Source organism: Mesorhizobium sp. M7A.T.Ca.US.000.02.2.1 (genome assembly GCF_003996995.1).
GTDB lineage: Bacteria > Pseudomonadota > Alphaproteobacteria > Rhizobiales > Rhizobiaceae > Mesorhizobium.
Window position 1 is genome coordinate 1 of the sequence record NZ_RZTT01000200.1, and the last position, 10,911, is coordinate 10,911.

Here is a 10,911-nt window from a genome sequence, read left to right on the forward strand (position 1 = left end):
ATGCGCGCCTATGTCAGCCGCGCCCGGCGAAGTGATTGGCCAGCGCCACCTTCGCCGCCAGCTGCATGAGGAGATCGCCGACCAGCACGAGTGCCATGAGTTGCGGCCAGAACCGCCGCAGCAGCGAAAAACCTAAGGTGATCGGTCTGATGATATCGGCAAACATGAGGTTCTCTCACGATGCCACCCGCCAAAACCTTTCTAGCAAAGGACGGCTGTTTTGCAAGAAAGGGGGCTCCCCTTCTCCCCTTGTGGGAGAAGGTGGATCGGCGCGATAGCGCCGAGACGGATGAGGGGTGCGTGACGGAATGGGGCGTTGGCGTTCCCTGGAACATCCCTCATCCGACCTCGCTTCGCGAGGCCACCTTCTCCCCTTGTGGGAGAAGGGAGAACCGTCCCCCTCACCTTCTCACCCGCGATTTCAGCCACCGGTCGAACGCCACCGCCAGGATCAGGATGAGCCCGATGACGATGCTTTGCGTATAGGACGAGACGTTGTTGAACTGCAGCCCGTTCTGCAGCACGCCGATGAGCGCCGCGCCGACCACCGTACCGCCGACCGAGCCGATGCCGCCGAACAGCGAGGTGCCGCCGATGACGACGGCCGAAATGACCGTCAGCTCGTAGCCGATACCGGCGACCGCTTCCGAGGAATTCAGCCGCGCCGACAGCACGAAGGCCGCGAGGCCGGCGAAGAAGCCGACGATGACATAAACCGAGACCAGAATACGGTCGACGCGCAGGCCCGACAGCCTTGCCGCCTCGGCATTGCCGCCGACGGCGTAGACAGCGCGCCCGTAGCGCGTGTAGCGCAGCACGATATGGCACAGGATGGCGGCCGCGGCGAAGATCAGCGCCGGCACCGGCACGGGGCCGATCAGCCCGGTTCCGAACCAGCGCATCGAGGCGTCGAAGCCCGAGATCGGGCCGCCGTTTGAGATGGTCAGCGTCAGCCCGCGAAACACCGTCAGCCCGCCCAGCGTGACGACGAAGGGCGGCACTTTCAGCCGGGTGATGACAAGCCCCTGCACCCCGCCGGCGGCAGCGCCCACAACGACGGCGGCCAAGAGTGCTGCGAACCAGCCGAACCCTTGCGTGCCGCTCGTCGACAGCGACAGCGTGTTGGCGGAGCCACCCTTGGCGACCACGGCGGCGACCATACCGCAGAAGGCGAGCAGCGAACCGACCGACAGGTCGATGCCGGCGGTGAGGATGACGAAGGTCATGCCGAGCGCGATCAGCCCGGTGATCGAGATCTGCCTTGTGATGTTGAACAGGTTGATCGGGTCCATGAAGCTCGGCTTCAGCACGGTGAAGACGATGATCAGCGCCACCAGGAACAGCAGCGGCCCGAAGCTCATCAAAAGCCGCGCGAAGTTGATGCCGCCGCGCTGATCCTGTTCCCCCGCCACGCTCATAGTGTCTCCTTGCGGTCGAGTGCCATCAGTTCCATCAGTCTTTCCTCGTTTGCCTCGACGCCCGGCATCTGGCCGGTGATGCGGCCCCGGCGCATGGTGACGATGCGGTCCGACACTGCAAGCACCTCGGGCAGCTCGGACGAAATCATCATCACCGCAATGCCGCGCGCCGCAAGCTGCACCAGGATCTGGTGCACCTCGGTCTTGGCGCCGACATCGACGCCGCGCGTCGGCTCGTCGACGATCAGCACTTTCGGATCGCGCGCCAGCCAGCGCGCCAGGATCACCTTCTGCTGGTTGCCGCCCGACAGGCCTTCGATCGCCTGCTCGGCCGAAGCCATGCGGATCGACAGCATTTTGCGAAACCCGGACAGCGCATCGTGCTCGCGCCGCTCGGCCATGAAGCCGAAACCGTTGCTGAAGCTGCCCAGCGAAGCGATGGAGAAATTCGGCAGGATGCCCAGCGCGGCAAAGATCGCCTGGTGCTTACGGTCCTCCGGCAGCAGGCCGATGCCGAGCGCAATGGCGTCCGCGGGTGATGCCGGGGCGATCGGCTTGCCGTCGAGCGTGATGGTGCCGGCCGCGATGCGGTCGGCGCCGAAAATGGCGCGCGCCAGCTCGGTGCGGCCCGAGCCGACAAGCCCGGCAACGCCGAGGATTTCACCGGCCTTGAGGTCGATGTCGACGCCGTCGAGCACGATGGCGTGCGGCGCTTCGGGGTCGCGCACGGTGCGCAGGCCGCGCACCGACAGCACGACATCGCCGGCCACCGCGCGTTGCGCCGGCCGGGCGTAGAGCTCGGACGCCGCGCGGCCAACCATTTTCTCGATGATTTTGGGCAGGGCGATCGGTCCACCCTCACGGTCGAGATGTCCGGCTAGCCGGCCGTCGCGCAGCACCGTCATGCGATCGCATATGGCGGACGCTTCCTCCAGCCGGTGGGTGACGAACATGATGGCGACCTTGTCCTTGCGCAGCCGGTCCATGATCGACAGCAACCGCTGCACCTCGGTCTCGGTCAGCGCCGAGGTCGGCTCGTCCATGATGATCAACCGGCTTTTCAGCGACAGGGCGCGGGCGATCTCGACCAGTTGCTGTTCGGCCACCGACAGCGCCGACACCGGCGTCATCGGATCGATGGAGAGGCCGACGCGAGCGATGATCGTGCGCGACTCTTGCTCCATGCGCCTCCAGCTCACCAGCCCGAACTGGCCGATCGGCGCGCGGCCGATAAAGATATTCTCGGCCACGGTCAGCGTCGGGATCAGGCTCAGTTCCTGGTAGATGGTGACAATGCCGAGCCGCTTGGCATCCTGCGGGCTGGATGGATGATAATCGGCACCGTCGAAAGTGATGCGGCCGCCCGACGGCGGCACGACGCCCGAGAGGATTTTCAAGAGCGTCGACTTGCCGGCGCCGTTTTCGCCGAGCAGGCCGAGGATCTCGCCGGGGCGGATGTCGAGCGAGACGTCGCTGAGCGCGGTCACGCCGGCGAAATGCTTGGTGATGCCTTCGACGGCGAGCAGGACGGGTTCGGGCGATGCGGCTTCAGCGGCTGGCGGCAAGGGTGGCTCCTTCCATGCAGTTGATGTCGCCTGTCAGCGCTTGAACGCCCCCCTCTGTCCTGCCGGACAGAGGGGGGCGCTGTCCCGCGGCTTTGCCAATCGGCCGATCCCCGCCAAACCCTTACTTCGTCTCGCCAATCCTCTCGGCCTTGTCGAGATTGTCCTTGCCGATGACGATCGGCGTCAAAAGCACCAGCTTCTCCTTCGGCTCGGTCTTGTCCTTGGCAAAGGCCACCGCGATGCGCACCGCGGTGCGCGACTGCTCGCCGGGGAACTGCTCGACGGTGCCGGCAAGCTTGCCGTCGCGCACGGCGACCAACGCTTCCGGCAGCGCGTCGAAGCCGTAGATCTTGACGTCGGTGAAGTTGCGCGCGGCACAAGCCTCCATGGCGCCCAGCGCCATGTCGTCATTGGCGCAGACGATGGCGTCCGGCTTGCCGTTGGCGGCAAGGCCGGCCTCGGTCACCGACAGCGCCTCGGCGCGGGCGAAGTTGGCGGTCTGCTCGAAGACGATCTGATACTTGTCCTTTAAGGGATCGAGCACATTGTGCACGCCCTTGTTGCGGTCGATCGCCGGGCCGGCGCCGGGCTGGCCCTGCAGATGGAACAGCTTGGCGCCGTTGGGGAACGCCGCCACCACGGCGTTGGCTTCCGCCTCGCCGCCCTTGACGTTATCGGCGCCGACATGGGCGAGGATGCCCTCGACGCCGTCGACACGGCGGTCGATCGTCACCACGGGAACGCCGGCCTTGACCGCTTCCTCGATGGCCGGCGCCAGCGCGTTGACGTCGAGCGGCGAGATGACGATGGCGTTGACCTTCTGCACCAAGGCCGCCTCGATGTCGGCGGTCTGCTTCGTGGCCGAGTTCTGGCCGTCGCTCTCGGTCAAATTGACGCCTTGCGCGGCAGCTTCCGCCTTGATCTCGTTCAGCATGTGCACGAAGAACGGAAAGCCGAGACTGGGCACCGAGCCAAGGATGGTGAGCTTGTCCTGCGCAAACACCGAGGGCGCGGCGACCATCATGGCGCCGAAAGCCGCGGACGACAGCAGGAATTCACGTCTGTTCATGGGATCCTCCTCCACAAAAACGCACGACCCCGAAAACCGGGATCGGTTTCAGGAAGGATCATGCATCGGTTCAAAGTGTTGGAGCATCCTCCCTGCGCCCGAAAACGCATGCCGCTCCAGCTGGCCGCCGCTGTAAAAAGAGCCTCCCACCGACGCCTGCCTGGGGATGCTAACCCAGGGTCAACCATTTGTGCAACCTCGATATAACAGCGCTGTTCGGCAAATTATCGGAATTGTCGGATTTTTGGATCGTGGGCATGCTTCCCAGCACAATAGACACGGCGCTTCGCCTCCTGCGGCCTATTTGGCGTTGACTGACTCCATATTCCTTATTGAAAGGCCACCATTAAATGTGTATAAATACACATGAAAAGCGCCGACATTATCCGCCTGTTGGAAGCTGATGGGTGGGTTGAAGTTGCCCGAAGGGGCAGTCATGCGCAATTCAAACACCGCGACAGGCTAGGGCGGGTCACCGTCCCTCATCCCAAGCGCGCTATTCCAATAGGCACCCTGCGCAGCATCGAAAAACAATCTGGACTGAAACTGAGGTGACGGCCATGAAGCAGTATATCGGACTTATCCATAAGGATGCCGACAGCGACTTCGGTGTGTCTTTCCCTGATTTCCCAGGCGTGATTACCGCCGGCAAGGATCTGGATGACGCCCGGTCCATGGCTGAAGAGGCCCTCGCCCTCCACATCGAAGGGTTGGTCGAGGATGGCGGGGCTGTTCCTGAACCCTCCAGTTTGGAGGCTGTGATGGCGGACGCCGATAATCGCGACGGTGTTGCAATCCTGGTCTCGGCCCAGACCCAGACCAGGAAAACAGTGCGTATCAACGTGACGCTTTCCGACGACATTCTCCAAAGGATCGATGCCTTTGCCGAAGCTCATGGCTATACCCGATCCGGGTTTCTCGCAAAGGCCGCTGAAAAAGTGATGGCGCTTGAAGCGGCGTGACCCGTATGAAGCCGCAAATCATCTGCCATATGCTCGCATCACTCGACGGCAGCCTTCATCCAAGCCGCTACACGACAAGTCCGGACGGGACCCGGGCGGAGTGGTCGAGCCTCTACGAACATATCCACAGTGATCTCGCGGCTGACGCCTGGATCGTCGGCCGCGTCACCATGGCCGAGATGAGCAAGGCCGCCGCGCACCCACCAGCCAATGTCGGCAAGGTCGACCGGCCCTATCATTTCGCGCAAATGGATGCGGGCAGTTATGCCGTGGCGCTCGATGCCTCGGGCAAGTTCCATTTTTCCAAACCCGACATCGGCGGCGACCACGTCGTGGTGCTGCTTGGGCGTGACGTTACCGACAGCCATTTGGCCGAGCTTGCCGCCGACGGCGTGTCCTATATCGTGTCGGAAGCGGCGGACATCGATCTCGCGGCGATGCTTGAGGTGCTCGGAAGCGAACTCGGCATCCGCCGGTTGCTGTTGGAGGGCGGTGCCGGCATCAACGGCTCCTTCCTCGCAGGCGGACTCGTCGATGAGCTGAGCCTTCTCGTCGCGCCCGCGATCGATGGACGCGCCGCCAACCAGGCCTTCGTCGAGTTCGGCGAGAGCGGCCTGGCGGGCAAGATGCAGTTGTCCCTGAAAAGCTGCGAGGCCTTGGCGCATGGGCTCGTCCATCTGCGCTACGCGGTCACCCCTGCTTGACGTTGCTCGCTGAACGGAAATGACCGCCAACCCGGCTATCCCGGATTGGCGGCCCGCTTCTGCGCCGACGCTTCAGCCGGTCAAACGGCGTATTGCATGGCGTCGAGATCGGCGATCAGCGTCGGGCCGGTCGGATGCCAGCCCAATCGTGCCTGTGTCAGCGCGCTGGAGGCCGGCAGATCCATCGGCGCGAACATTGCCATCCAGCCGAAATGCTCCGCCGCTCTTTCCGGCGCGATGGAGACGACCGGCAATTTCAGGCCCCGGCCAAGCGCCTCGGCGATGGCCCGCACCTCGACGCCTTCCTCGCCGACCGCGTGATAGCGTGCTCCCGGTTGCCGCTTTTCCACGGCCAGCCGGTAAAGCCGCGCCGCATCGAGGAGATGGCCCGCGGAGAAGCGGTTGCGGCCTTCGCCGACATAGGCCGAGACGCCCCTTTCACGCGCGATCTCGATGAGCGGCGAGATAAGCCCTTGCTTGACCGGATTGTGGACCTGCGGCAGCCGCACCACCGACAGATTGATGCCGTTTTCCAGAAGCGCATTGCCGGCCAGCTCGGAGGCTATGCGCGGATTGGGGTGGCTGGCATTGAAGACGTCCTCAATCGCCAGTTCGCCATGCCCAGGGCTGCCCATGCCGACGCCGGAGGTGATCACCAGCGGCCGGTCGGAGCCGCCCAGGGCGGCGCCGAGAGCGGCGATGACGCGCTTGTCCTTTTCGCAATTCTCGGCAAACCGCGAGAAATCATGGTCGAACGCCGTATGGATCACAGCCTCCGCCTTCGCCGCGCCGTCGCGCAGCCCCTCGGGCTCCTCGAGGGTGCCCCGATGCACCTCGGCGCCTGCCGCGACCAGCGCCTCGGCGCCGGCGTCGGAGCGGGTCACGCCGACCACCTGGTGGCCCGCCTGGATGAGTTCGGGAACCAGCGCCGAACCGATGAAACCGGTCGCGCCGGTGAGAAAGATACGCATGCAAAATCTCCTGCACTAGTTGCCTGCGTAATATTGCTGGTCTATTATTCTATTAAAGTAGTGATCTTATCATGGTATAATGGCTAACAGGATGCCCTCCAATTCCGCCGGCTCGCTGGCAGCGTTCCTCAAAGACCGGCGCACGCGGCTCGATCCGGCTTCCTTCGGCTTTTCGGGCCGCCGACGCACGCCGGGGTTGCGCCGGGAAGAGGTCGCCCAGCGCGCCAACATAAGCCCGACCTGGTACACGTGGCTGGAACAGGGCCGCGGCGGCGCGCCCTCGGCCGATGTCCTCAATCGCATCGCCAAGGGGCTGCTGCTGACCGAGGCGGAGCGTGAACATCTTTTCATGCTCGGGTTGGGGCGCCCGCCCGAGGTCCGCTACACCGGTGCCGAGGGCGTCAGCCCGCGGCTGCAGCGCCTCATCGACACGCTCGATGCCAGCCCCGCCATAGTCAGGACCGCCACCTGGGATGTCGTTGCCTGGAACCGCGCCGCGCGGGTCGTGCTGACCGACTACAGCGCCCTGCCCGAGGGCGAGCGCAACATCCTGCGCTTCATGTTCCTCACTCCCCATATCCGCGCCAGGCAGCACGACTGGCAAAACCTCGCTCGTTTCGTGGTGGGCTCGTTCCGTGCCGATGCGGCACGCGCCGGCGCTGTCTCCGAGGTGCGCGAACTCGTCGACGAGCTTTGCAGCGCCAGCCCCGAGTTTGCCGCCCTGTGGCGGGCAAACGACGTGCTCAGCCACGGCGACGGGACAAAGCGCCTGAAGCATCCGGAACTCGGCGATATCGAGCTGGAATATTCGGGCTTCGCGGTCGACGGCCGGCCGGATTTGAGCCTGACCGTCTACAACCCGGTCGACAGCGCCGTCGCCGACCGCATTCGCGCGCTGGCTCTCGCCCGACACCCCAAAGAGTAAGGGCCAGACGATCCGTCCGCGGGGAGACGCCCGCCCTCAAGCGCGCTCGCAGACCGCTTTCAGAATCTGCAAGGTCGGCCCCCAGTAGAGATTGGCATGCGGGCGGATCGCCGGTTCGGCAAAATCGCTGAGCGTCAGCGTCAGCAGCGTTCCCTCATCCGCCGGCGCCAGATCGAAGCTGAGCACCGTGTGGTTTTCGGGCACGTCCGCCAGACGCGGGGCCGACAGCGTGCTCCAGTAACCGTAGGCGAAGCTCCTTCCCGGCTCAAAAGCGCGGATGATGCCATGGTTCTCGAACGGCATTCCGTGTAGCAGTCCAAGCATCACGATCGCGCCGCCGGCATGCCCTTGTAGGCTGACGGTCAACTCCTCGTCGGACATCCATTGCGGGATCATCGCGGGCGTCGTCAGCACCTGCCAAATCTTGGCAGGCGTTGCAGCGATGACGACGGTCTTGATGATCGGTGCGGCAGACTCACTCATGCGCTGCAATTTATCGCGGATGCGGCGACGACAATATCGTCGTTCGGGCGGTGCGGCGCATGCGAAGGCAGCAGCGTCACGCTTGCGAAGCGATCGCGGCCCGTGGCATCTGTCGGCTCCACCAGCACAGACGGGCAGCATGACACCACGGCAGACACGGCAGAGCGGCAGGCAGGCGGCGCCCGGCGTCAGTCTCAACCGGGCGCTGTCGAAGCTCGGCCTGTGCTCGCGCACGCAGGCGGATGTGCTGATCGCCGAAGGCCGTGTGCGCGTCGGCGGCAAGGTGGTGCGCAATGCAGCCCTGCGGGTCGACCTCGACCGCGACCGCATCGTCGTCGACGACAGGCCGGTGGTTGCCGAGCGCAAGGTCTATCTCATGCTCAACAAGCCGCGCGGGCTGGTCACCACCCGCGACGACCCGCAACAGCGCGACACCGTCTATGCCTGCCTCGAAGGGCTCGACCTGCCCTTCGTCTCGCCGGTCGGCCGCCTCGACAAGGCCAGCGAAGGCCTGCTGCTGATGACCAACGACACCCGATTTGCCAACCGGCTGATGGACCCGGCTTCGCATTTGCCGAAAACCTATCACGTGCAGGTCGGCACGGTGCCGGACGCGGCGATGTTGAAGACGTTGCGCGCGGGCGTGAGCGTCGACGGCGAGATCCTGAGCGCCAGCTCGATCGAATTGCTGCGCATCGGTGGCCGCACCGCCTGGCTGGAGATCGTGCTCGACGAAGGCCGCAACCGCCACATCCGCCGCCTGCTCGCCGCGCACGGCGTCGAGGTCCTGCGCCTCATCCGCATCGCCATCGGCCGCCTGCCGCTCGGCGACCTCGCCAAGGGCACGGCACGGCATTTGACACCGGAGGAACTGGCGCTGCTGGCGGGGTGAGCAGCGCGTGCGCTGGTGCAGGCTCACAGCAATCCTTCCTGACGGAAAGCTGTCAGGAGGCCTGGCCTATAGGTCGGATGGGAGCCGGCCACGGCTTCAACGATCAGGAGCCAAAGCAATGAATTTCGTCTCTGTCCGCATCATCACTTCGGACGTTCAGCGCCTCGTGCACTTCTACGGCGAGATCACGGGCCTGCCCGTGACGGTCTACACGGAAGACTTCGCGGAACTGGCGACACCGGCCTGCACGCTGGCGATTGGCAGCACGCGCACCTTGATGCTGTTCGGCGGCGACATCGCCCGCCCCGCCGACAACCACACCGTCATCCTCGAGTTCCGCGTCGGCGACGTCGATGCTGAATTCGCCAGGCTCTCGGACCTCGTCAGGAATGTTACTGTGCAGAAGCCAACCACAATGCCCTGGGGCAATCGCTCGCTGCTGTTTCGCGACCCCGATGGCAATCTGGTGAATTTCTTCACGCCGGTGACCGCCGAAGCGATCAAGAAATTCGACAGGTAGGGCGGAAGCGGCGCCGCTGGCCAAAGCCGCCCTACTTCTGGTTCCATTTCCGGATGACCGGCTCGCTCAAATCATGCTCGTAGCCGAGCACGCTGATGCTGGCTGTTTCGAGCACAAGCAGCGCGCCGCCTTCGGGCGGCAGGCCAATCCAGCGCGCCGCCAGCACGCGCAAGAAATGCGCGCTGGAAAACACCAATATGCCGGCATTGGCCTCGCGCAGCCCGGCGATAATCCTGTCGGCCCGCGCGCCGACATCGGCCGCCATCTCGCCCTTTGGACAACCATCGCGAAACACATTCCAGCCGGGGCGCTCGGCCAGGATCTGTTTTGTCGTCAGCCCCTCATAGGCGCCGTAGTCCCATTCCTGCAGATCGTCCTTCTTGGCGCTCTGCGCGTCGAAGCCGGCCAGTACGCTGGTGTTGTAGGCGCGCTGCGACGGGCTCGACCATACGGCCGAAAAAGACAGCCCCTTGAGCCTATCGGCGACACCCCGCGCGGCGGCCTCGCCAACCGGGGTCAACGGCATGTCGGTGCGGCCGGTATGCTGCCCCGAAAGGCTCCATGCCGTCTCACCATGCCGGACCAGATGGATTTGGGGATACGCGTTGCTCATGGAATGCCTTTCAGTGTCGCCAGCACCTTAAGCGACGATGCGGCAAAGGGGAAACCGCTTGGTACAAAACTGCGTGGTCGCCTGGCCTTGATCCGCGGCGGGCCGGCCCTGTGATCGGCCCGAGGCCGCAACTATATCAAGGCCAGCCTCCACAAGGCTCCCGCCACCACAAGGGCACGGGCCCTTGCACAACAAGTCGAGATCGTCATGTACAAACATCTGCTCATCGCCACGGACGGATCGGAACTGGCCGACAAGGGCGTTACTCACGGCCTAACGTTGGCCAAGGGCCTCGGCGCTGCTGTCACCTTCGTCACCGTCTCGGAACCATTCCCGATCTTCGCCTTGGGCGGTGCCATGGCCGGCTATGCCGCCGGCAACGAACTGGCTGCCTACAAGGAAGAGGCGGGACGACACGCTAAGGAAGTGCTCGACAAGTGCAAGGCGTCGGCGAACGCCGTCGGCGTCTCCGCGGAGGTCGTGCATGTCGAGGACAAGCGGCCCGCCGAAGCCATCCTGGAACTGTCGCAGGCCCTGGGCTGCGACCTGATCGTCATGGCTTCGCACGGCCGCCGCGGACTGGGCAAGCTGCTTCTCGGCAGCCAGACGGCGGAAGTGCTGTCCTACACGGAAATCCCGGTGCTGGTCGTCCGCTAGGGCGTTTTTCCGGGCTGGAACTGACTTTCGGAATCATGCTCAAATAACAGCCGGAGACCATCCCGGCGCGGCTGTCGTGCGCCAACATTGTTCGACCGCGCCGGAGAAAATTGACGAATGGCGGACGAGGGT

14 protein-coding genes are annotated in these 10,911 nt (G+C 64.5%); 7 read left to right on the plus strand and 7 right to left on the minus strand.

The window, feature by feature from the left end; translation table 11 throughout:
* Nucleotides 1-13 precede the first annotated feature (13 nt).
* The 4 genes from EOD15_RS35810 to EOD15_RS19170 all read right to left on the minus strand — a co-directional run bounded on the left by EOD15_RS35810 (nucleotide 14) and on the right by EOD15_RS19170 (nucleotide 4,052).
* On the minus strand, nucleotides 14-166 hold the full coding sequence (locus EOD15_RS35810; RefSeq protein ID WP_164893239.1) for a hypothetical protein: 153 nt from the start codon (nucleotides 164-166) through the stop codon (nucleotides 14-16).
* Between the two features lie 235 nt (nucleotides 167-401).
* Complete coding sequence (locus tag EOD15_RS19160) at nucleotides 402-1,418, minus strand: ABC transporter permease (RefSeq protein WP_027035281.1); 1,017 nt, start codon at nucleotides 1,416-1,418, stop codon at nucleotides 402-404.
* Entirely contained in the window at nucleotides 1,415-2,983 is a 1,569-nt protein-coding gene (locus tag EOD15_RS19165) for a sugar ABC transporter ATP-binding protein (protein WP_127322200.1), read from the minus strand. Before EOD15_RS19165 ends, EOD15_RS19160 begins: the two co-directional genes overlap by 4 nt.
* Before the next feature lie 121 nt (nucleotides 2,984-3,104).
* Entirely contained in the window at nucleotides 3,105-4,052 is a 948-nt protein-coding gene (locus EOD15_RS19170) for a substrate-binding domain-containing protein (RefSeq protein ID WP_127322199.1), read from the minus strand.
* Between the two features lie 366 nt (nucleotides 4,053-4,418).
* On the opposite strand from EOD15_RS19170, the gene EOD15_RS19175 reads away from it, so the two are divergent.
* From EOD15_RS19175 to EOD15_RS19185, 3 genes are read left to right on the plus strand one after another with little or no spacing between them, the layout of a single operon-like run.
* Nucleotides 4,419-4,607: a type II toxin-antitoxin system HicA family toxin gene (locus EOD15_RS19175; RefSeq protein ID WP_127322198.1), complete on the plus strand. Its 189-nt coding sequence runs from the start codon at nucleotides 4,419-4,421 to the stop codon at nucleotides 4,605-4,607.
* Between the two features lie 5 nt (nucleotides 4,608-4,612).
* Entirely contained in the window at nucleotides 4,613-5,014 is a 402-nt protein-coding gene (locus EOD15_RS19180; protein WP_127322197.1) for a type II toxin-antitoxin system HicB family antitoxin, read from the plus strand.
* A gap of 5 nt (nucleotides 5,015-5,019) precedes the next feature.
* Nucleotides 5,020-5,718, plus strand: coding sequence for a RibD family protein (locus tag EOD15_RS19185; RefSeq protein WP_127322196.1), 699 nt, complete (start codon nucleotides 5,020-5,022; stop codon nucleotides 5,716-5,718).
* A gap of 80 nt (nucleotides 5,719-5,798) precedes the next feature.
* On the opposite strand, the gene EOD15_RS19190 is transcribed toward EOD15_RS19185, so the two are convergent.
* Entirely contained in the window at nucleotides 5,799-6,689 is an 891-nt protein-coding gene (locus EOD15_RS19190) for an SDR family oxidoreductase (RefSeq protein WP_127408740.1), read from the minus strand.
* 91 nt (nucleotides 6,690-6,780) lie between these two features.
* On the opposite strand from EOD15_RS19190, the gene EOD15_RS19195 reads away from it, so the two are divergent.
* A complete protein-coding gene (locus tag EOD15_RS19195; RefSeq protein WP_164893283.1) occupies nucleotides 6,781-7,614 on the plus strand; it encodes a helix-turn-helix transcriptional regulator in 834 nt (277 codons plus the stop codon).
* A gap of 36 nt (nucleotides 7,615-7,650) precedes the next feature.
* Here the strand turns inward: EOD15_RS19195 and EOD15_RS19200 are convergent, their stop codons facing one another.
* Nucleotides 7,651-8,097 carry an SRPBCC domain-containing protein gene (locus EOD15_RS19200; protein ID WP_127323014.1) on the minus strand — a complete coding sequence of 149 codons (447 nt, stop codon included), beginning with the start codon at nucleotides 8,095-8,097 and terminating at the stop codon, nucleotides 7,651-7,653.
* Nucleotides 8,098-8,236: 139 nt separating this feature from the next.
* On the opposite strand from EOD15_RS19200, the gene EOD15_RS19205 reads away from it, so the two are divergent.
* Together EOD15_RS19205 and EOD15_RS19210 are read left to right on the plus strand one after the other, a co-directional pair.
* The gene (locus EOD15_RS19205) at nucleotides 8,237-8,989 is read left to right on the plus strand and encodes a pseudouridine synthase (RefSeq protein WP_127323013.1); all 753 of its coding nucleotides are present in this window, start codon (nucleotides 8,237-8,239) and stop codon (nucleotides 8,987-8,989) included.
* A gap of 118 nt (nucleotides 8,990-9,107) precedes the next feature.
* The gene (locus EOD15_RS19210; RefSeq protein ID WP_127322504.1) at nucleotides 9,108-9,509 is read left to right on the plus strand and encodes a VOC family protein; all 402 of its coding nucleotides are present in this window, start codon (nucleotides 9,108-9,110) and stop codon (nucleotides 9,507-9,509) included.
* 31 nt (nucleotides 9,510-9,540) lie between these two features.
* Here the strand turns inward: EOD15_RS19210 and EOD15_RS19215 are convergent, their stop codons facing one another.
* Nucleotides 9,541-10,122 (minus strand): histidine phosphatase family protein, encoded by a 582-nt coding sequence (locus tag EOD15_RS19215; protein WP_127322505.1) that lies wholly within the window; start codon nucleotides 10,120-10,122, stop codon nucleotides 9,541-9,543.
* 207 nt (nucleotides 10,123-10,329) lie between these two features.
* On the opposite strand from EOD15_RS19215, the gene EOD15_RS19220 reads away from it, so the two are divergent.
* Nucleotides 10,330-10,779, plus strand: coding sequence for a universal stress protein (locus EOD15_RS19220; RefSeq protein WP_127267216.1), 450 nt, complete (start codon nucleotides 10,330-10,332; stop codon nucleotides 10,777-10,779).
* The last annotated feature ends 132 nt before the right edge of the window (nucleotides 10,780-10,911 follow it).